The organism is Catonella morbi ATCC 51271 (assembly GCF_000160035.2).
Lineage (GTDB): Bacteria > Bacillota > Clostridia > Lachnospirales > Lachnospiraceae > Catonella > Catonella morbi.
The window spans coordinates 237,425-259,717 of record NZ_KI535366.1 but is presented as its reverse complement, the minus strand read 5'-3'; the positions used below and the strand labels follow the sequence as shown (position 1 = coordinate 259,717).

Below are 22,293 nucleotides of genomic sequence, written 5' to 3'. Positions count from 1 at the left end.
ATGGATGAAACCATAAGAATTTTAGATTTACAGAATAAACTTAGGGAAGTCTTGCCTGAATACAGATTCTACCATACTTTAGGTGTATCCTATACAGCAGCTTCTCTTGCAATGAGCCATGGTGCAGATATTTATAAGGCAGAACTCGCAGGACTGTTACATGATTGTGCTAAATACTTAAAAAGCTCTGAAATGATAGCTGAATGTGAAAAGTATGGAATAGAAGTGTCCGAGGCGGAAAGACTCTCACCGGGCTTGCTGCATACCAAGCTTGGAGCTTATTTTGCTAAAAATGTATATGGTGTAGATGATGAAGATGTGCTTTCGGCTATTTTATATCATACTACAGGAAGACCTGATATGAGCCTTTTAGAGGAAATTATTTATGTGGCTGATTATATAGAGCCCGGCAGACCGGCTTTGCCTTATATAGATGAGATGAGGGCTTGTGCATTTACCGATTTACACAAAGCAACCTTATATGAACTAAAATCAGTTATAGCAATGATAAATAATCATAATGGTGTGATGGATAAAAGAACCGAAGAAGCCTTTGAATTTTACAGAAAAATCGTGGAGGGATAATGGATAATATTTTAGATGCGGTAAGAATAACCTGCAAAGCTTTGGATGAACATTTAGCAAATGATATTAAAGTAATAGATATTGGGCATCTTACAACTATTTCTGAGTATTTTGTAATAGCCGATGCTAAAAATGATAATCAGATGAAAGCTCTGCAGGAGGCAGTAGAAGAAAGTCTCGGAAAAGCAGGAATTAACCCTGAAAGAATTGAAGGAAACAGATCAGAGCACTGGATTCTTATGGATTTTGGCGAATTTGTAGTTCATATTTTCTCGAGAGAAGACAGAGAGTTTTACAATATAGAAAGAATTTGGTCTGACGGTAAAATGCTTGATGTAGATATGCTTATTAAGTAAAGATACAAGCTGCTAAAAAGTGTGTAATTGTGAATATTTTGTACGAAGTAGGGTAAACTGCGTTGCTGCAAAATGTGTTTCTGTCAGAGAGATTCTTTATTAAAAGCGGCTGTCGAATTAAAAGTGAATTATACAGGATTGCTTCGGCTTCACCTCCCGCAATCCTTGCAAAAATATTCGTAATCCGCTCATTTTTTTGCAAAAAATGGCTACTTACTCATATTTTTTGCGTGTCAAAAGATAATAAATTCTCTTGCAAGCAAGCTTGCATCGAATTTTTATACTTTTGACACTTGTATCATAAAATAAAAAGCTATCATAAACAATATTTTATATTCTATACTGATTAGAAAATATATTATTTGTGATAGCTTTTAATAATTTAACCAAATTTATTTATAAAACTTAAGTAAATGCATAATTAAACAAAATATCTGAAATTACTCTTTTATGCTGATGCTTTTCAATAACTGTCTATGGTCAAAGATTGAAGATTAGTACATTCTTATAAGTCCGATAACCTTGCCTATAATATCTACATGATCTACAATAATCGGCTCCATAGAATCATTTTCCGGTTGTAATCTGAAATATCCTTTTTCTTTATAAAAAGTCTTAACAGTAGCGGAATCATCAACCATAGCTACAACCATATCTCCGTTTGAAGCCGTAGAGCATTTTTTAACAATGATTTTGTCGCCGCTGTATACTCCGACATTAATCATACTGTCACCCTTTACAACGAGCATAAAGGTCTCATCAGCAGGCATATATTCAGCCGGAATAGGAAAATATTCTGAGATATTTTCAACAGCAAAAATAGGCTCTCCTGCAGCCACAGTACCTATTACCGGAACACTTATAAGTTCACGTCTTGTAATGTTAAATTCATCATCTACAATTTCTATAGCACGTGGTTTGGTAGGATCACGTTTAATATAGCCGTTCTTTTCCAAAGTCTCAAGATGAGAATGTACTGAAGAAGTAGACTTTAATCGAACTGCCTCACAAATTTCCCTTACTGAAGGCGGATATCCTTTAGATAATACCTGAGTTTTTAAATAATCTAATATTTCTTGTTGTTTAGCACTGATTTTACCGTATGCCATAATAAACCTCCGAGAGCAAATAAATATTTGAACACAGTATAACTCATTTTATTTATAATGTCAAACGAATGTTCCAAAAATTTGTTCGATTTTCTATTGACAAAAGAATATCTGTTCGATATAATGAGAAACATAAGAACGGTTGTTCGCAAACATTTGTTTAAGTATTCCGGATATGGGGGTATAAAATGAGAAGAAGAGATTATCAAAAATCATCAAATGTAAGAAAAAATACAACTAAAAAAAGAACTAAAAGGTTACGTACCGGCTTTATTTTTAGTTTTTATCTGGTGACTATGCTGTTTACTTATATTTTAAGTTCATCTGATAACTTTGTTAAAGCAGATTCAGAGATAAAAACTGTTTATGTAGACAGCAGGGTAGTGAAACAGGGTGAAACTTTGTGGAGCATTGCTAAAAGTTATAACTCCGTATACTATAGAAATACCAAAGAATATGTTGAAGCTATCAAGGAGTGTAACAACTTATACAATGATGAAATATATGCAGGAACAAGTTTGATTATTCCTTATACAAAATAATTTAACCCAAATCATTCACAAAACATCTTGTAAAATATCGTAATCAAGCCTCCGGCTCCCAATTAGCATATTTTACAGATATTTGGTAATTTTACCCCATAGTAACAGTCCGAAAACAGATTATCCTACTGTACTATGTTTAATAAAAGATCTGTGCCTATGGTGTGAATAATTTGGGTATAATTATAAGATATTTATTCATTTCTGAGTTTTACTATATTTGCAGCCTTTCTTCGCCTGTCTTCCTCAATGGCAGCATAATGTTTTTTGGTGGTATTTACATCTTTATGCCCCAACACATCAGCAACCAGGTAAATATCCCCGGTTTCTCTGTAAAGACTGGTTCCATAGGTACTTCTTAGCTTATGCGGGGTTATCTTTTTTATTGTAGTAACGAGACTTGAGTATTTTTTTACAAGAATTTCAACAGCTCTTACACTTATACGCTTTTTTTGTATAGAAAGGAAAAAAGCATTTTTGTGACCGTCAGCAGCCTCTATAGTTTGTCTTTCCTTAAGATAATTTTTAAGTGCTGTTTCAGCTTCATCACCAAAATACACTACAGTTTCATAGCCACCTTTTCTATGGACTTTGATACCGTTAGTTTTAAAATCTATGTCATTAAGGTCAATACCTACACATTCAGACACTCGTATACCCGTAGAAAGCAGGAGAGTAACTATAGCCAAATCTCTGACAGAAGTTTTTTCATGGTATTTTGCCTGTGATGAGGAAAGCCCATCCCCCGATTCGATATTATCCAAAAGATTTGCTACTTCTTCCGGCTCTAAACGAACTATAGCTTTGTCATGCAGTTTGGGAGTGTCTACAAGGACACTTGGATTACTTTTAATTCGTTCTTTTTTATAATAATACTTGTAAAAAGTTCTGAGAGCTACAAGTTTACGTTTAATTCCTTTTTCCTTGTTACCATGCCCCTCTCCATCTTTTATATAATACCTTATGTAAGAAATGTATTCCTCTATATCTACAGCTTTCAGATTATCCAAAATACTGATATCAATATTTTGTATATCAGTACCGGAAAGAGACGGGTTAGCTTCTTTAAGCCAATTAAAAAAAACTATAAGATCATAGGCATAGGCAATTCTGGTTCTGGAAGATGTTGTTGATTCTATGCCTCTAAAAAATTCGGATGCAAATCTCGGAAGTCTAAGCAGCAAATTTCTTAGTTTTAATTCATTGTCAATGTCAATTTTTTGACTGTAAGTATGCTCTGCCATTTTAACTCCTTATATGGAAAATATTATAATATCAGTTTTAAATACTAAACAAACTATGCAGTACATAAGTTTGTATGTGAAGTATAGCATATAAGAAATGGATAGTCAAAACAGCTTATAGTATGAAACATATAGTTATAACTAAGTTCAGCTCAATATATGTTGTGGCAGAAGTTGAATTTATATAAAATGACTAATATTTAACATAAATTTAAGTTAAATGACATACTTTTACCACTTGATAAACTTACTATTTAACAGTAAACTTATTTGGTGATGTTGTTAAAGAGTAAATTGATTGGAGTGATTTTGATGAAATTAAGAAAAATTGTAACATTTGTATCTATACTTGGAATATTAAGCTGTAATTTTCCTGGAGTTTCTTATGCAGCTAATATTAATATAAAATATGATAATAAGAATATTAGTTATTCTGATACCCAGGTTCAGTATAAAATAAACGGAAGTAAAATTAAATCCAAATATCCGGGAATTATAATAGATGGTATTTCTTTAGCCAGTGCAAAAGAAGTATTTTCTGATTCTAAGATTGGTTTATCGTACAAATTCAATAAAAAGAAGAATACATTAGAATTAAAGAGGGATGGAAAAACTCTGGTACTTACACTTAATTCATATAAAGCCAAAGTAAACGGATCCGATGAAACTGTTCCTATAAAGCCAAGACTTGTGCAGTTTTCCGATAAAGCTTCTAAAGTATATGTACCCGCAAGATATGTAGCCAATACATTTGGGCTTACTTATAACTGGGATGCGGATTCCGGTATTGCGGATATGACAGGTAAAACCATAAATAAAAAGAAAACTAAAAAGACTGCTGACAATAAATCTTCCAAGAGTAAAAAAGCTAAAAACAGAAAAACTGCTAAAAATGAGAACTTCAGCTATAACGGTAAAATTTACAAAACTAATGGCAAAAAGGTTATATTCAGTATAGATGATATAAAACTTAATAACTCTAAGATTCCGGGGGTTTATGTCGGAAAAACATTAATGGCACCTATTAAAAATATTTTCTTGTCATATGGTGTGGAAGGAAGCTATTCTTTCAATAAGTCTAATAAAACCGTAAAAATAGGCTTTGATGATTATTATTTAACAATGAAATTAGGAAGTAAAAATGTTGAGTATGACGGAACTCAGGAAAAGCTCAGTAAAGCTCCTAATATTATTAAACTGAATTTTTCAGGTAAAAGTGAAGTCTATGCCCCAATAGAAGATATTTGTGAGTTATTTGATATAAATATAGAAACAAGTGGCTCAGTCAGCACCTTAAGTCTGCCAGAAGATAATAATATAGAAGATGTAGTTGACGAAGAAGATGATAGCACAACAAAGCCGGAGACAAAGCCTGATACAGGTAAGGATAAACCTGCTGTTACCAAGCCTACTGAACCTTTTGTGGCTAACAGCCTTCCTTTTAATTGGAAAGTAACAAACAATGTAAATACCCTGGCGGCTGCTCAGAATTTAACAGGTAATAATCAGGCAGGCACCTCATCTATTGTAGACATAACAGGTGCCAACTCAGATTTATCAGAGCCTTTTGACAGTTATGTGATTACTTCCACTAATGGGTTTAATGGGATAAGAGGAAATCTTGTTAATAATCAATTAACCATCAGCCTTGATAATATGAGTTCAAACAATGGTCAGGCATATACTGCCAATGTACGTACAGTAAATTATATAAATGCTTCATATAATGCTGCCTCTAATTCGTCCGATCTTAATTTTGGACTTGCTGAGGGAGTAATTGGCTATGATATGTCATTATCAAATGACAATAAATCACTTACGGTAAGGATATATAAAAATACTGTTACCGAGATTAACGGAAGCTATAACAACGGGACTTATACATTTACACTTACAGGACTTGCTCCTTTAACCATTCAGGAAAGCGGAAGCACCGGAAGCAATATAAACTTTACTGTACAAAATATAATTGATACTTTAGGTTCAGGTTCTTATGTTGATAATAGCGGAAATAAATTAACCTTATTCAATTATGCTAACAATGGTACAACCGGAGCAAATATATCAATTAATAAGTCTTCTAAACTCACATACTTAACCAGACAGAACGGTAACTCTGTCAGTATTATACTTTCGGAAGCTCCTGCTACTTCAAATGTTGATGGGGCTGTAATATCTCTGCCGGGCGGAATAGATGAAACTGAAATAGAAAATGAAGATAATTACTTTTCCAATAATTTTACAATAACTTTGCCCGGGGATTTAAGGAATCATTTTAACGCAAATCCTGTTAAATATGATACTAATAAGGTTACAAATGTAACAGCTACTTTAAATGATGAGGGAAATACAGTTCTTACTTTTTATACAACCACACTTTATGCCTACAAATTGAAAGTTACAAAGTCACAAATAAAAGTTGCGATAGATAGGGCTAAAAAGCTATATTCTAAAGTAGTGGTAATTGATCCCGGTCATGGTGGTCATGATTCAGGTACTAAAAGTCTGAATAAAATATATAAAGAAAAAAATGTAGTTCTGTCAATTGGTTATACATATTTTAGAAATTATCTTGACGATGAAGACTTAAAAGTATATTGGACAAGAAAAGATGATACATTTATGACATTATATGACAGAGCGGCATTTGCAAAAAAAGTTGATGCTGACCTATTTGTAAGTATACATATGAATTCAGCAGGGAATAATACTAAACCAAAAGGAACTGAAGTGTATTATTCTACCAGAAACAATATTTTACAGCCTAACGGACTTTCAAGCTATACTATGGCAAGCATGTTTTTAAAAAATATTACGTCAACCCTCAGTATGGCAAATAGGGGAGTGAAGAGTAATGTTTTTGTGGTAACTAACATGAATACAGTTCCTGCAGTGCTTATTGAATATGGTTTTTTAAGTAATTCAAGTGACTTAGAAAAGTTCAGTAAGCTGGAAGTACAAGATAAATCTGCTGAGATATTATATAATACCATAGAAGAGATATTTGATAATTATCCAACAGGTAGATAGGAGAGCAGTTTTGAATAAAAATATATTTAAAAGATTTTTTATAATGTTCATTATATTTCAGTTGTTTTTAGGTGTATTTAACAACTATGATATATATGCAAAAGACAATACAGAGCCGATTATTAAGTGCTCTGTATATAAAGATGTAAATAACGGCAAAATCAAATTGAAGATGAATGTGACTGATAATAAGGCTATTAAATCAGTTAAATATGCTTTAGGGAATCACAGAATAACATTTTTTAAGAATTCATTTTACTCTAAAAAGATTAAAAATGTTTCGGTCACATCAACAAAGAATATAAGTACGACATTGACTGTAAAACAAAATACTGTGTATACGATATATGCTATTGATAAAACCGGGAATAGCACTATTAAAAAGGTGAGGATTAAAATGAAAGTTAATAATGAATCATCTGATTCGCAAAACGACAATAATAACACAGGAACTGAAAATAACAATAGCAACAACAATAATAAAAACAATAATGCTAATAACAGCAATAAGAATAACAATGCTAATAATGCAAATAATACTGCGCCCGGTACAAATGAGGTCAGAGCAGTATGGATTACATTTTTGGAATTTAGCAGCAAAGGATATACAGTAAACAGCTTTACTAACCAGATAACAGAAATGTTTGATAAAATAGCAGCAAGCGGAATGAATGAAATCTATGTTCATGTAAGGCCGTTCAGTGATGCTATGTATCGTTCGGTTTACTTCCCTTGGTCTAAATATGCCTCAGGAAAACAAGGTGTAGATCCCGGCTTTGATCCGCTTGCTATTATGGTGAATGCCGCACACACAAGAAACTTAAAGCTGCATGCCTATATCAATCCTTACAGAGTGTGTGCGGAAGCAGATTTTGGCAGCCTGGCAGTCAATAGCCCCGCATACAAATGGCTGAATGATGATGATGAAGAAAACGACAGAAATGTGCTTAAATTTGGGAAAATGTATTATTACAATCCTTCATCAGATGACGTTATCAATCTTATAAATAACGGAGTTGCTGAGATAGTTAAAAATTATGATGTGGATGGAGTAATATTTGATGATTATTTCTATCCGACCTTAGGCAGTAATTATTCATCAAAGTTTGACTCGGAAGAATATGCCGATTATAAACTTAATACTGCAAATCCAATGTCTATAGTTGACTGGCGCAGGGACAATATCAATAAAATGGTTAAAACCGTATATGCCACAGTTAAAAGCTCCGGCAAAAACCGCACCTTTGGTATAAGCCCGGCAGGTAATTTAACTAATTTAAGAGCTAATGATAAGTACTATGTGGATATAGACAGATGGGGCAGAGAAACAGGTTTTGTTGATTATATCGCACCTCAGCAGTACTGGGGCTTTGAGCATAGTATCTGTCCGTTTGAGGATAATGTAAGTAAATGGATGGCTGTAGTTACCAATCCTAACGTAAAGTTGTATGTTGCCTTACCTATGCACCTTGCACAGGCTCAGGAAACCTCTGAATGGAAAAACAACCATGATATCCTGGGAAGAATGGTAACAAGCCTTAGAAACAAGTCACTTAGCGGTTTCTCAATCTACAGATATCATTATATTACACCTGATTATTTGAAGAAAAACGGCGCTATGGATGAGTACATCAATCTGGTGAATGTGGTAAAATCTAAGTAAAATATAAAAAAGTTCTGTTATCAGTTTTTTGGTAACAGAACTTTTTTGGGTCAAAATTTTCATCTCTTTATATTTGAAGTAATTTAATGTTCCATCATAATAAATACAGCAATATTCTGATAATATATAAAATTATTGAGTTGTTTTAATATATATATATAATGTGTGTCAATTTATAAATAATAATTGATTTATATAATATATTTATTTATAATATATATCAACATAACCTAAGTTCAAACTAAAATTCTTACATTTTTAGGCAAAACAACTAATATACCAAATTTACTTATAGGATAGTTTTTAATTTGTTATATTGCTGTTTAATTATTGTGACAGGAGGATATAATATGTATAACATAAAACTATTTTTAAAATCTACATTAAGAAAACCTCTTTTTGTGATTATCTATGTATTTTTAATAGCTGTATCGAGTATGGCTTTTACTTCCAATGCTCTGGAAACCTTGTTTGCCGTAAAATCAATAGATACTATAAAGAAGTATTATCGTCCTATCGGCTATCTTTCGGGAAACCCTGATGTGAGGGCAGGTAAAGAAATTATATCAAAAAGTCCATATTTAGATATTGAAAATGTCATGCTTAACTCAAGAGGAAAACTGATTGATATAGAGAACCCTGATGTAGATGGCGTGGGAGTGAAAAATGCTTATTATAAACATACCAATGAGGTTGTTTTTGCAGGAACTTTAATAAATAAAAGGAAGGTTGATAATCCTAAAGGAAGAGGGTATTATTATGAGATAGAATTTGAGGTAACCGGTATAGAAGCCGCATTTAAAGATTACATGTCAGTAGGTGAAAGCATATACATCCGCAGCCTGCCGGGAGTAGAAGAACTTCCTGATCCGAGTGTTCCTTACTATCCAACAGAGCAGGATGAAGATTTTGTAAAAGAATATAAAACTCTTTCTAAAGAAAAGAATTATATAGTTCGTGCTTATTATTATGAAAGTAACAAAATTAATTCAGTAGGAGTCGCACAAAGAGGTAGAGCAGGTTCAAATTTTATTATACTTCCGTTAATTCCTGATGAAAATACAGGATATTTTAAAGAGATAAAAAACGATAGTGATTATCAGGAGGAAATGCCTGAGAAATTAAAGGATTATGTGGAATATCTGAATTACAACAGAAAAATGCTTTCTATAATAGGTATGAAAGATGTTTCTCTTTTTCCTACTTTTCAGGAGAAAGCCAAGAGATATTATATCGTGGAAGGAAGAGCTTTAAATAGTGAAGATGATAGGACTAAAAACAAAGTATGTCTGATTCATGAGAACTTTGCGAAGTTAAGAGGACTCGGCGTAGGCGACACTATAAAAATGGAAGTAAAGAAAAATACAAGAGCAGAAGATGTAGATGGCTATGCGATGTGGGGGGATTGGGATATATGGAAGGATAGCCCGGGAGAAGAAGCGGAATTTGAAATAGTGGGCTTATTTAATGATATGGGATTTTATTATATTTCACCTTATGGACAGGGGATTTTTGTTCCTGCTTCATGCATTCCTGAAGGGTACAGTAGAAATTATTTGAAAGAAAGTGGTGAAAATAATTACAGTTTTGTCCTAAAAAACCCTGAGGATATAGAGAGTTTTATAAAAGAGAATGAGAAGAAACTTGGCAACCTCGGCTATACTATTATGTGGGTGGATAACAGTGCCGAAATGTTCTTAGGAGTTTCAAATAAGATAAAAGAATCGGCAGTAACGGGAGCCATTTTATCGGGATTATTGATGATAACGGTACTTTCAGCTGTTTGTATTATATATGTAAATCAAAGAAAAAAGGAATACGCTGTAGCAAAGGCACTGGGAGCTAAAACCGGATTCAGCTTTTTCTGCATGGATATGGCATTTTGCGTTATAGCTGTGCCGGGAATAATAGCAGGCTCCATAATCGGACAGAGGAAGATGTTAAAAGACTCGGAGGTACTACTAAAACCTTTAGAGGAGTATGCTAAGAGCGTTAAGTTATCCGCACCTCAGACAGTATGGCTTGTTTTAACCATGCTTTGCATATTGGCGTTTATTATTCTTGCTTTAATCATCTGCAATATGGTTTTAGGAAAAATTCCGCTATTTTCACTGTTACACGGAAACAGGAAAAAGAATACTGTTTATAAAGCAGGCACTTCCGTGAAGAGTAGTGCATCCGGTGCGAAAAGGAACTTAACTGAAAACACCGTTTTAAGCAGTCCGGATAGTAAAGGGCAGAAGATTATTTACAACGTAAGCGGTAATAGCGGCAGGTGGAAGTACGGATATATTTTTAAGCATATTGTAAGGACAAAGACAAAGACGGTATTTTTTATAGCCATGTCCGCAGGAGCGGTGCTGTTTTTCGGCTGGCTGAACGGCACGCTTCATAAATATAAGGCGGATATTGAAAGTTTTTATAAAGCTACGGTAATTGAAGGAGAACTGATAAAAACGGACGCTAACATAACTTTTACAGGAAATCCGGCAGAAGGTGTTATTCCGCCTAAGTTGGTGTCGGATTTGGAAAAGACGGATTATGTGTCGAAGGTATATACTGAGGAAACGACTTTAATAAATGAATTACACTCCACAGAGTACGGATTTGTCGATGAAAATGTACCGCCAATCAGCAGGAATACTATTGCCATCGGAGTAAATGACTGGGAGAAATTTATTACGGAAACCGGTTCGGGAATTTCCGTGAAATTTACCGGAGGCTATACAGGCGAATACTTCACAAGAGATAGGGAAGAGGGAGATGTAAGTGGACGTGAAATTATAGTTCCTGAAGAATATATGAAACTTAACGGTTTAATATCCGGTGACTTTGTTTATCTTCTTCATGAGTACTCCAATAAGCGCACGTATGGCTTTACTTGTACTATTGTAGGCTCTTACAAAGCGGTTCAGGGAGGAGAACGAGCAAAAAATATAGGAAATTCCGTTATAATCCAAAGTCAGACATTAAAAGACCTGGCTAAGCAGGATTACCGTTTTTTAACAGCTCGGTTTAAATTTAAAACAGAGAAAAATAGAGAGCTTATTAAAGATAAAAGCAAACTTACGAACCTTGTGAGCGAAAACGGAGCGGACTCGTACTTACGCCTTATTATATGGGATAAGGAGCTTAGCGAAGTGGTAGAGCCGATGGAAAGAGTAGTATCTTTATTTGAGGTTTTATACCCTTTCATTATACTTATAGTGGTCGTTATAGGTATGGGATTTCAAATCCTTATGCTTATGCGGCGTAAAAAGGAAGCGACACTTATGAGGCTGCTTGGAAGCGGTAAGAAAGAGGTTTGGCAGATTATGTTTACAGGGCACTTGCTATTATGTGTTTTGGGAATACCGATAGGTGTTGCTATTATGTTTTTGGTTTATAAAAATATGGCATTAAACGTTTTCTTGGCGACAGGACTTTATTTTGCAGGAAATGTAGCAGGCGGTATTATCGGAAACCTTTTGATATTGAAGTCATTTAAACTTGAGTTATTGCAGGAGAGTGAATAGGAGGAAGTTATGGCGGAGCTTAGAATTGAGAACGTTTTTTATAAGTATGGCAAAACGGGAGCGCAGGTTTTAAAAGGAATTTCAGCCTGCTTTGACGGCGGAAAACTTCATGCGGTGACAGGTCCGTCGGGAAGCGGAAAGACAACCCTGCTTTCTCTTATGATGGGACTTGATGTTCCTGCAAGCGGAGAAATATTTGCTGATGGAGAAGAGTTAAGTAAACTTGATATGGATTTATACAGGCGCAATAAGGTGGCAATGATTTTCCAGTCATTTCAGCTTTTCCAGTTGCTTACTGCTGAAGAGAATGTCTGCTATCCTCTGGAATTAAAGGGAGTAAGCAAGAAAGAAGCCATAAAAGAAGCGGAAAGACTCTTAGGCTTAGTTGAGATTACAAAGGATAAGTTAAAAAGATTCCCTTCGCAGCTTTCGGGTGGTGAGCAGCAGAGAGTGGCAATCGCGAGGGCGATAGCTACGGGAGCTGAGATAATCCTTGCGGATGAACCGACCGGAAACCTTGATAAAGAGAATACTTTGAGTATATTTAATCTGTTTAAGAAGCTTGCAAAGGAACAGGGATATTGTATAGTTGTAGTAACACACGACTTGGAGCTTGCAAGAATGTCAGATAAAGTATTCCAACTGGATGACGGTATATTTAAGGAAAATATATAATTATTCCAAATTATTCACGACATAGGTCACAGACCGAAAAAAATTTAATCCACACAGTACAGTAGGATAAATTTTTTTCGGTCTGTGACTATGGGGATATATTGGGGATTATATATGATATTTTCAGCCTGTTAAACCAATATTGAGGTTAATATCAGATTGCTTGGTATAACAATTTAATTACGGGATTAGATTTCGTTAAACTTGGGTTTCGCGAATAGTTATATATAAGTATTCATATTGCTATCCTTTCATTTCTTACAAATTTTCAGTAAATCATACAATATTATTACGGTTCTTAAGCTTTCCTAAAAGCTATTGCACATTCTCTCTTTACGTGTTAAAGTTAAAATATCATAAGTTAAATCACAATGCTGTTTCAAAAAAGGCAGGTGATGGATTTGAAACATAAAGTATATACAGGATTTAAAATACTTGATATCTCTTCAGTTAAATATTATAGAAAAGAAATTATCCTAAGTATTTTTGTATTATTTATAGCATACTTTATATTTTTATCAGGAAGGAATTATGTGATTACTCATGATCCGCTTCATGTACTACAGGAAAACTGGAAAATAGATTTCCCTCAAAGTACAGGAATTGTTGAACTTTATGACAATACTGACTGGCTTGGCGAAGGAACTAAATTATCTGTACTTAAGATTGATAAGGAAGATACCTTAAATACTTTCTTTGACTTGAAATACTTTCACACAGGTCTTTCTGTAGATGAACATGAAACAATGCTTGATTTGTTGAAAAATCTGTCAAAAACTGACTTAAAGAAAAATATCCTTAATGATTCTGTTAAGTTCAGAGAAACCGCTATAAAAAGTAAAGCCTGGGATGGAGCACTTGAGGATAGATGCAATCTTTATGTATGCTATGATGAAAAAACTGCTAATTACTATTTATTTGAAGTACTAGGATAAAATAGTACTAAGATAAATCTCCTTTTAAATTTAGTAAAGAGTGTAGTTCTGAAATATATTATTCAGACTGCACTCTTCTACTTTTTAAACTTCATTAAAACTTTCTGCTGGAATTCTTAGCTAACTTTTGTAGCTCCGCAATATCACCGGCTGAAAGCCTTTGATTCTTTAAATACTCACTTATAAATGTTTGCAATGAACCATTATAAAACTGATTAAGAAGTCTTTTGGTTTCTATCTCACGAACTGAACGCTGTGATACAAGTGCACTGCAGATGAAGCCCGGATCTGTTCTCTGTACGGCTCCCTTGTCTATAAGACGCTTAATTACAGTATAAGTAGTATTTTTCTCCCAGCCTATATATTCTTTTATAATTTTAGAAATATCCTTGGCTGCAAGCTCCTTATTGGACCATAGAAGCTCCATAATGTTTAATTCACCTTCATGCAATCTCAGTTCGCTCATAATTGACTCCCTACTCAAAGTTGTACTACTATTGTCTAACAAAATTTTTACTATAACAGTAGTATATAATCATTTATACCTAAAGTCAAGCGTTTGATGAAGATTTCAGTCTTTCAAAACACTCAGAACATACAGCCTTGTAAGAAATAAAATCAGAATCATCTATTTCTACCTGATTTCCTTTAAAAGTTGGTATACCATTTACCATTCTAAGATTGCAGGTAGCCTTTTTACCGCAGGAACATACATTTTTCATTTCGGTTATTGAATGAGCAAGCTCTAACAGCCTTGAGCTGGCAGGGAAGCCATCCATTCTGAAGTCAGTTCTGAGACCATAACATATAACCGGTATGTTAAGCACTACTGCTACCCTATACAACTGTTCTATCTGAGGTACTGTTAGAAACTGTACTTCATCCACCAATATACAATCCAACTTTGAATTATAATTTTTAAAATATTCAAACAAATCCAGTTCTTCACTTACAAGCAAGTCCACTTCTCTCTTAATCCCAAGACGGCTTGTTACACAAGCTTTCATCTTGGTATCTACGGCAGGCTTAATAATGATAGCCTTCTGCCCGCTTTCCGAATAATTATGTGCAGTCTGTAAAAGTGCTGTGGTTTTACCGCAATTCATTGCTCCGTAACGAAAATATAACTTAGCCATTAAAATCTCCTAAAAACATCATATTTGAGTAAAATAATTCTTTATAAAATACCCTCTAATATAATATCACAGTGTGGAGATTATTCAAGTTAAAATAGATTCAAATTATAAATATAACTTCATAATATATCTATAACCTCACCTGCTAAAGCTTTGTTCATACTTCTTACTGCACAGAATTTTCCGCACATACTACAGGTGTCGGAATGGTCATCTTCCGGTAAACGACTGTCTCTTATTGCTTTTGCAGTTGTCGGATCAAGTGCTTCTGTCCATTGTGCATCCCAATCAAGTGCCCTTCTGGCATTAGCCATTCTGTCATCCTGCTCTCTCGCTCCCGGTATTCCTTTAGCAATATCAGCTGAATGAGCAGCTATTTTGCTTGCTATTATTCCCTGTCTTACATCATCTACATTTGGAAGTGCAAGATGCTCCGCAGGAGTTACGTAGCAGAGAAAGGCTGCACCTGACCAGGCAGCTATAGCCCCTCCTATAGCTGAAGTGATGTGGTCATAGCCCGGTGCTATATCTGTTACCAAAGGTCCAAGTACATAAAATGGTGCACCCTTACATATTGTCTGTTGAATCTTCATATTAGCAGCTATCTGATCCATAGGAACATGTCCGGGACCCTCAACCATAACCTGTACATCCCTCTTCCAAGCCCTTTCTGTAAGTTCTCCAAGCTTGATTAACTCCTCTATCTGCACTCCGTCAGTTGCATCTGCCAGGCAACCCGGTCTACAGGCATCTCCAAGGCTGATAGTCATATCATATTCACGACAAATCTCAAGAATTTCATCATAATATTCATAAAAAGGGTTTTCTTCACCAGTCATGCTCATCCAGGCAAATACAAGACTTCCCCCACGACTGACTATGTTCATTTTTCTACTACCACTTCTTATCTGTTCAATTGTTTTCCTTGTGATTCCACAGTGTAAGGTAACAAAGTCTACGCCGTCCTCACCATGAAGCCTTATTACATCTAAAAAGTCCTTCGCAGTTAGTTCTTTTAAGTCTCTTTTAAAATGAATAACTGAGTCATAAATAGGTACAGTTCCTATCATTGCAGGGCATTCTTTACATAATTTTCTCCTAAAAGTTGTGGTGTCACCATGACTTGAGAGATCCATAATTGACTCAGCTCCAAGTTCAACAGCCTGCATTACCTTTTTCATTTCTATGTCATAATCCTTGCAGTCACGACTTATACCTAGATTTACATTGATTTTTGTTTTAAGCATACTGCCTACTCCATTGGCATCCAGACATTTATGATTAATATTTGCAGGAATTACAATCTTACCTTCTGCAACCAATGGTAAAACTTCCTCTATTCTCCTATTTTCCTTTGATGCAACTTTTTTAAGTTCAGGAGTAATGATTCCCTTTCTTGCTGCTTCCATCTGAGTACAATATTCTCTTTTCATTTTACTTTCCCTTTCTTAAAATATATCCGTGATCCAAAGGACCACTGCCTTTTCCTAAATTCAAATCTGATTTCAGTATTTCAGTTATATAGTTTTTCGCAAGAATCACACTTTCATTCAGAGTATAACCTTTGGCAAGGTTAGCTGCTATTGTACTTGAAAGCGTACAACCACTTCCATGTGTATTAGGGTTGGTTATTTTATTGCTTCTTAACCAGGTTATTTTACCGAATTTTTCATATAATAAGTCATCACAAGCTCCTTTCCTATGACCACCCTTGACAAGTACATTGCACTCAAAGCTTGAAGAAAGCTTTTCAGCCATTCTCTCTATATCAAAATCTGTAGTTTTATCTTTCAAGTCATATTTTTCACCAAGTATTTCAAGTAAAGTACTAGTTTCTAACAAGTTTGGAGTAATAAGCTTAGATATAGGAAACAGATATTTTATCATGGCTTCTACTACATCTTTATTTGCCAGCTCTGCACCGCTTGTAGCAATCATAACAGGATCAATTACAAGATTTTCAACTTCATATAACTTCATTAGATCAGCTATCACTTTCACTTGCTCAGGCGAAGCAATCATACCGGTTTTAACTGCTTCTGGCTGTATGTCAGTAAATACAACTTCAATTTGTTTTTTTAGAAAATCAGCCCCTACATAAGCTATATCTACTACACCTGTAGTATTCTGGGCAGTAAGTGCTGTAATGGCAGACATGGCGTATACATCATTTGCAAGTATTGCTTTTATATCTGCCTGAATACCTGCACCACCACTGCTATCACTTCCGGCTATTGTAAGTACGCTTTTCATATTTTACCTATACCTCCATTTGATGTTTCAGCATGTTTATAAGTTTCATTTTTTCCATACTAAAGATTAAAAAGGCAGCAATCAGGCTTCCTCCTGCTGTACTTACTAAAAATGGGATTACAAAGGCAAACATTGCAACATCTTTACTCATAATAAGGCTTGCAACAGGAAAAGCTAGAATCCCTCCTATGATTCCGGTTCCAATAACCTCAAATATACAAGTTGTCCAAAGCATCTTTGTATATTTATATGCCATTCCGCAAAGGAAGGCACCTACCATACTTCCTGGAAAAGCAAGCAAGGTACCGGTTCCTAAGATATTTCTAATCAATGATGTGGCAAAAGCAGCTCCTACTCCATAAGCCGGTCCTAAAAATACTGCCAAAAGAACATTTATTATATGTTGAGTTGGAAAGCATTTTGCTACTCCTAAAGGAATATTAAGAGGTGAAAGAGCTACTCCGACGGCTACAAACATTGCTGCAAGTACTAATTTTTTTACTTTTAAATTTTTCATATTTTCCTTTCATTTTTAACAATAATTTTTACCAGTTTTTAAGTTTTTCTTTAAGTAAGCTTGTATTATGTTTAATGTCTTCTCCATTAAAAATTGCAGAAATCGAAGCTATTCCCGAAAGTCCTCTTCCTGAAAGCAAATCTATATTTTCATAGTTAATACCTCCAATGGCAACTACAGGAATTTTAACTGCCTGGGTAATAGCATTATATTCATCAAGCTGAATTTTAACTGCATCAAACTTAGTTTCTGAGCCGAAAGCGGCACCTGAACCCATATAGTCTGCTCCTTCTTTTTCAGCCAGTAATGCCTCTGTAAGATTATGAGCAGTAGCACCTATAATTTTTTCATTTCCAAGTATTTTTCTTGCTTCTTTAATTGAACCATCCGACTGCCCAAGATGTACGCCATCAGCATCAGACAAAGCACAGACTTCTATGCTGTCATTTATAATAAGTGGTACTCCATAAATATTACAAATCTCTTTAATTGCTCTTGCAAGTTTTACTTCATAGCTTATGGACATATACTTCTCCCTAAGCTGTAATATAGTCATACCACCCTCTAAGGCTGATTCTACTTTGATACAGATGGTTTTAATATATTTATCAATATCTCCTGACTTATATCCTCCTATAATTCCGTACAACTTATAGGTTTCTTTTAATATTTTCACAACCTTACTTACCCCTTTCACTTAGTCTGTCTAAAAGATTGATTAAATAACTTCCTGTACCATTTTGTCCTTTAGCTATAAGATCAAGCTCAGCTTGTTTTGCGGCAGTATTAAAATAACTAAATGCAGATACAACAGTTTCTTTATAATTATTTTCCTCAGCCAAAAATACTCCTATTATACCTGTCAGCATACAACCACTTCCTGTTATTATATCAAGCAATTTGCTACCTCCCGGTATTTTAGTTATAGTATTTTGGTCTGATATTATATTCACCTCCCCTGTAGCTGCTATAATTGCCCCTGTTTTGTCTGATAAGAGCTTTAGGTCTTTGTGGCAAAGCTCTGTTACATTGCTGTCAACTCCCACAGCATTAGAATTTATTCCACAAAGTTTAGCTATCTCTGACTTGTTACCCTTTATACAGGTAAATGAAACCTTTTCAAGCAATTCATTTACAATACTGTGTCTAAATGCAGAAGCACCTACACCTACAGGATCCAGTACTACAGGAATACCTATTTCGTTTGCCCTTTTCCCTGCAATTAGCATAGCTTTAAGCTTTTCTTTGCTTGGCACACCTATATTTAATACAAGTGCCTTAGAATTTGATGTAATTTCAAATACCTCTTCAACCGCAGTTGCACATATTGCCCTTCCACCTGCTCCAAGAATGACATTTACAACATTATTAAGAGTTACTTCATTGGATATTAAATGCACCAATGGTCTTATATTTTTCATTATTACCACACTTTCTCAACAAAAAAAGGCAGGTAATACCATAGCATTACCTGCCTATATTTTAATATAGACTTATATTTCCTACGTTGGCATTATCCAAATCAGGTATGAAGGTCGCAGTCCATTTCAGAACTGCCTCTCAGCAATTATAGCTCCCTTATATTCTTTATTTAATTTTACCGACTAATTCTACACCTAAAGTTTAATTATGTCAAATACAGTTTTGGCTATCTATGATATTCTATCTGTCAATATATAATAAAACTTTAAATTGTAATTATTAAATTCACTAATTACAGATGAATAACAGGCGATATACAAACAAGGTTTTCTATACTTGTATCCTTAACAAATAATTTGGGTATAATAATCTTATCTTCCTCATTTTTGAATGAATGAACAGGCAGAGAAAGTTCAGAACCCTCTTCTATATCTGTTGTAAAAGATTTAGTTTTAGTCTTAAAATTTATAATATATTTACCGTTTTCAGAAGGAATAAATCCCGGTTTTTTAGCATCCAAAAGTTTTATTTTTAAATACTCTCCTTTATCTGAAACGCTGCATATAAGAAGCATTCCCTTAGATACCCAGGTATTACCCGTATGTATGGCTTTTTCCAGTTCAGCATCAATATTGCCGTCAGGCTCTCCTTCAATATAAGTTGCATATTGATTTCCCATATCCCAATGTCCATGAAGATCCATCCCACAGGTGGCGGCTAAGTGCTTACCTTCTAAAACTAGTTCTTCCCACCAGAGAAGCCCCTTTTCATTTACTTCATGAAGAGGCTCAGGATTATTAAATACCTCAATAAAGTCTACAGAAGAAAAATCATTCACCTTCATTTCAAACTTACAGCCTTTTGCAAAGGGAGCTCCAAAAGAGAAAGGATGCGCAATACCAACCAGTGCTCCCTTACTTTTTGCTGCATTAAATAAAAGTTCGGGCTTAAAAAAATCAATGGAATCCCAAGGCACGTATACCGGAAGATTAAGACAGAGAATATGCCCGTAATATGTGGTATATTCCATACCATAGATACACTTTATCTTATAGTCTCCTTTGTTTAACAACTCCTTGATTATAGAATGTCCCGATATAGTGTTGTGGTCGGTGATTGCAAATACATCCACTTTATCATTTTCCATTAATTCAATCAATTCTTTACAGGTAAGTGAACTGTCCGACTCGGTTGTATGATTATGAAGCTCTAATCTCTTAAACATCATTTCTCCTCCCTGTTTATATGTACGCTTACTTCATAAGGAGTTTCGTCCATAAGCACATTAAATACCAATATGGTTACCTTGAGTACACCTTCGAGACTATCCGGCCTTACACAGCCTTCTGACAGTTCTGATGCTGAAAATATCATATGTCTTTCCAATTTCTGCTTATGTATACAGCCTATAAACTCATCATTTAATGTTGCCATAAGATGAATTTCCGTTTTCATATTGTGAAGGCAGTTATCTAGTGCTTCATCATCATTTTCTCCGAGGCTGATCCCATATTCTTTCTTACAGAAATCTTTTAATTCCTCTAAAGGAACTAAATCAGCTGAAGGAAAATGCTGTTTTGAAAATTTCATGCAAATATCCAGTTTACTGCATTTAGCAGGCAGACATACAGTGTAGGTAATCTGACCGACAAAACCTGCATTTAATAAACCCTTAATCTTATATAGTTCTTCCATCAAAGTTTATCCATCCTTTCTTTCACGTTTTCTGTACATCAGCGGAGTAATACCTTCTGATTTTTTAAATACCCTAAAAAAATACTGTGTATCCTCATAACCTACTTTTTTAGAAATATCGGCTACATTTTCCTCTGTGTTTTTAAGATATTCTTTTGCAGCCTTCATTCTGAGTTCAGTAAGAAAATTTATAGCTGAACGGCTTGTTTTCTTCTTAAATAATACTGAAAAATAATTTATATTCAAATTATACCTTTCTGCAACATCATTTATACTTATATCTTTATTATAATTATTTTGCATAAATTTTATAGCAGATGAGATTTTATCATCAACAGTCTTTTCTTTATCGACTCCCTTTTTAACCGATATTTCTATTATAGAGAGAAGTTCTGTCCTCATTTCTTCTATATTTTCAAATTTTCCGGTTTGAGAAAAACCTGACAGTACAAGTTCAACATCATTTTCATCATAATCGGATGAATTTCTTAATAAGAGATTAAGTACTCTTACCCACATAACTCTAAGATAATTAATACCGTATTTTTGAAGTGCTTCTTTTGAAAATATGCCTAATACAGTATTTTTTGCCTTATCTGTTTCTTTTCTTTTTATATAAGTTTCAAGATTGTTAAGTTCGGAAATAGGAAAACTTTCAATCGGTACAGTCTTCATATCCTCGTAAAAATATATATTTGCCTTACCGAAAAGTATTCTCTGATTCAAGGCTTTTTCTGCCTGTTTTTTGCATTTTTCATTGATAATCTTGGAGGGCTTACTTATACCGAACGATAAAATTATATCCATATTTTTTTCAAATACAGCCTGCATACCTAAGAAAATTTTTTCCGCATCCTTTCTTAATCTCTTTTCATCATAAGAATACAGTAGAATGAATAATTCTCCTTCATTAGTCAGATTATTTACAATTAATTTATCAGATTTGGTATTAAGCTCATTAAATACGTTTTTTATGGAAAATCTCAAAAGTCCGTTTTCGTTTTGGGTAAAACTTCCGCTTTCATAACTGCTCTGATTTATGCTTATTATACCCAGAACAAAATATGGATTAGTGTCTGCATTTTTACCGACCAGAGCCGGGTAATTTTTTTCAAGAAAAGGATAATTTCCGGTTTCAATACTGTTTACCAGCAAATTAAAATCTTTTTCAAGAAGAAATTCAGCTTTTTCCCTCGAAAGTATTTCTTTATGAATAGAAGTATCTTTTATTTGCTTTTCATTTTTTAATTCAGCAATAACCTTATCTATACTCTCTTTTAATTTAGATGAAGAAACGGGTTTTAATAAATATTCAGATATTCCGAGCGATATGGCTTTCTGGGCATAGGAAAACTCCGCATAGCCGCTTAAAAGAATAAACTTTGTATTCTTTTTGGCTGACTTTGCGGTTTCGACAAAACTAAGACCATCCATTTCGGGCATTGATATATCCGTAATAACTATATCAGGTTTTAATGTTTCCGTAATCTGAAGGGCTGATTTTCCTGTATCAGCTTCAAATATTTCTTCAAATTCATAGCCAAGAAAATCAAGTTGTGCTATTATACCTTGTCGTATAAGGCATTCATCATCTACTATTAAAATCTTGTACATAA

Annotated in this window: 20 protein-coding genes and 1 riboswitch; of the genes, 8 read left to right on the top strand and 12 right to left on the bottom strand. The window is 34.2% G+C overall.

Annotation, left to right across the window (positions count from 1 at the left end):
• Complete coding sequence (yqeK, locus tag GCWU000282_RS01175; RefSeq protein ID WP_023353143.1) at positions 1-585, top strand: bis(5'-nucleosyl)-tetraphosphatase (symmetrical) YqeK; 585 nt, start codon at positions 1-3, stop codon at positions 583-585.
• Positions 585-941, top strand: a complete 357-nt coding sequence (gene rsfS, locus GCWU000282_RS01170; protein WP_023353142.1) for a ribosome silencing factor — start codon at positions 585-587, stop codon at positions 939-941. The genes yqeK and rsfS overlap by 1 nt, the downstream gene beginning before the upstream one ends.
• A 494-nt stretch (positions 942-1,435) precedes the next feature.
• Here the strand turns inward: rsfS and lexA are convergent, their stop codons facing one another.
• Complete coding sequence (lexA, locus tag GCWU000282_RS01165; protein ID WP_023353141.1) at positions 1,436-2,050, bottom strand: transcriptional repressor LexA; 615 nt, start codon at positions 2,048-2,050, stop codon at positions 1,436-1,438.
• 188 nt (positions 2,051-2,238) lie between these two features.
• Here lexA and yneA point away from each other — a divergent pair, with 188 nt between their 5' ends.
• Complete coding sequence (yneA, locus tag GCWU000282_RS15680; protein ID WP_023353140.1) at positions 2,239-2,592, top strand: cell division suppressor protein YneA; 354 nt, start codon at positions 2,239-2,241, stop codon at positions 2,590-2,592.
• 194 nt (positions 2,593-2,786) lie between these two features.
• Here yneA and GCWU000282_RS01155 read toward each other — a convergent pair whose 3' ends face one another.
• Entirely contained in the window at positions 2,787-3,836 is a 1,050-nt protein-coding gene (locus tag GCWU000282_RS01155; protein ID WP_023353139.1) for a tyrosine-type recombinase/integrase, read from the bottom strand.
• Positions 3,837-4,148: 312 nt separating this feature from the next.
• Between GCWU000282_RS01155 and GCWU000282_RS15675 the strand changes: the two genes are divergently transcribed.
• The 5 genes from GCWU000282_RS15675 to GCWU000282_RS01130 all read left to right on the top strand — a co-directional run bounded on the left by GCWU000282_RS15675 (position 4,149) and on the right by GCWU000282_RS01130 (position 13,654).
• Positions 4,149-6,866, top strand: coding sequence for an N-acetylmuramoyl-L-alanine amidase (locus GCWU000282_RS15675; protein WP_051384099.1), 2,718 nt, complete (start codon positions 4,149-4,151; stop codon positions 6,864-6,866).
• Between the two features lie 10 nt (positions 6,867-6,876).
• Positions 6,877-8,529 carry a glycoside hydrolase family 10 protein gene (locus tag GCWU000282_RS15670; protein ID WP_051384098.1) on the top strand — a complete coding sequence of 551 codons (1,653 nt, stop codon included), beginning with the start codon at positions 6,877-6,879 and terminating at the stop codon, positions 8,527-8,529.
• Between the two features lie 350 nt (positions 8,530-8,879).
• Complete coding sequence (locus GCWU000282_RS01140) at positions 8,880-12,044, top strand: ABC transporter permease (protein ID WP_023353136.1); 3,165 nt, start codon at positions 8,880-8,882, stop codon at positions 12,042-12,044.
• A 9-nt stretch (positions 12,045-12,053) separates the two neighbouring features.
• Positions 12,054-12,719 carry an ABC transporter ATP-binding protein gene (locus GCWU000282_RS01135; protein WP_023353135.1) on the top strand — a complete coding sequence of 222 codons (666 nt, stop codon included), beginning with the start codon at positions 12,054-12,056 and terminating at the stop codon, positions 12,717-12,719.
• A gap of 401 nt (positions 12,720-13,120) precedes the next feature.
• Positions 13,121-13,654: a hypothetical protein gene (locus tag GCWU000282_RS01130; RefSeq protein ID WP_156913097.1), complete on the top strand. Its 534-nt coding sequence runs from the start codon at positions 13,121-13,123 to the stop codon at positions 13,652-13,654.
• A gap of 94 nt (positions 13,655-13,748) precedes the next feature.
• Here GCWU000282_RS01130 and GCWU000282_RS01125 read toward each other — a convergent pair whose 3' ends face one another.
• From GCWU000282_RS01125 to GCWU000282_RS01080, 10 genes are all read right to left on the bottom strand, one after another.
• Complete coding sequence (locus GCWU000282_RS01125; RefSeq protein WP_023353133.1) at positions 13,749-14,120, bottom strand: BlaI/MecI/CopY family transcriptional regulator; 372 nt, start codon at positions 14,118-14,120, stop codon at positions 13,749-13,751.
• A gap of 85 nt (positions 14,121-14,205) precedes the next feature.
• Positions 14,206-14,790 carry a thymidine kinase gene (locus GCWU000282_RS01120; RefSeq protein ID WP_023353132.1) on the bottom strand — a complete coding sequence of 195 codons (585 nt, stop codon included), beginning with the start codon at positions 14,788-14,790 and terminating at the stop codon, positions 14,206-14,208.
• 119 nt (positions 14,791-14,909) lie between these two features.
• Positions 14,910-16,223 (bottom strand): phosphomethylpyrimidine synthase ThiC, encoded by a 1,314-nt coding sequence (gene thiC / locus GCWU000282_RS01115; protein WP_023353131.1) that lies wholly within the window; start codon positions 16,221-16,223, stop codon positions 14,910-14,912.
• 1 nt (position 16,224) lies between these two features.
• A complete protein-coding gene (thiD, locus tag GCWU000282_RS01110) occupies positions 16,225-17,043 on the bottom strand; it encodes a bifunctional hydroxymethylpyrimidine kinase/phosphomethylpyrimidine kinase (RefSeq protein ID WP_023353130.1) in 819 nt (272 codons plus the stop codon).
• Between the two features lie 7 nt (positions 17,044-17,050).
• The gene (gene thiW / locus GCWU000282_RS01105; RefSeq protein WP_023353129.1) at positions 17,051-17,560 is read right to left on the bottom strand and encodes an energy coupling factor transporter S component ThiW; all 510 of its coding nucleotides are present in this window, start codon (positions 17,558-17,560) and stop codon (positions 17,051-17,053) included.
• A gap of 28 nt (positions 17,561-17,588) precedes the next feature.
• Positions 17,589-18,236: a thiamine phosphate synthase gene (gene thiE, locus GCWU000282_RS01100; RefSeq protein WP_169730258.1), complete on the bottom strand. Its 648-nt coding sequence runs from the start codon at positions 18,234-18,236 to the stop codon at positions 17,589-17,591.
• Between the two features lie 4 nt (positions 18,237-18,240).
• The gene (gene thiM, locus GCWU000282_RS01095; protein ID WP_023353127.1) at positions 18,241-18,981 is read right to left on the bottom strand and encodes a hydroxyethylthiazole kinase; all 741 of its coding nucleotides are present in this window, start codon (positions 18,979-18,981) and stop codon (positions 18,241-18,243) included.
• A 61-nt stretch (positions 18,982-19,042) separates the two neighbouring features.
• Positions 19,043-19,150: riboswitch (TPP riboswitch) on the bottom strand.
• Between the two features lie 124 nt (positions 19,151-19,274).
• Entirely contained in the window at positions 19,275-20,210 is a 936-nt protein-coding gene (locus GCWU000282_RS01090; RefSeq protein WP_023353126.1) for a CehA/McbA family metallohydrolase, read from the bottom strand.
• Entirely contained in the window at positions 20,207-20,677 is a 471-nt protein-coding gene (locus GCWU000282_RS01085; RefSeq protein WP_023353125.1) for a DUF6669 family protein, read from the bottom strand. Before GCWU000282_RS01085 ends, GCWU000282_RS01090 begins: the two co-directional genes overlap by 4 nt.
• A gap of 6 nt (positions 20,678-20,683) precedes the next feature.
• Positions 20,684-22,291 carry a response regulator transcription factor gene (locus GCWU000282_RS01080; RefSeq protein WP_023353124.1) on the bottom strand — a complete coding sequence of 536 codons (1,608 nt, stop codon included), beginning with the start codon at positions 22,289-22,291 and terminating at the stop codon, positions 20,684-20,686.
• Positions 22,292-22,293 lie beyond the last annotated feature (2 nt).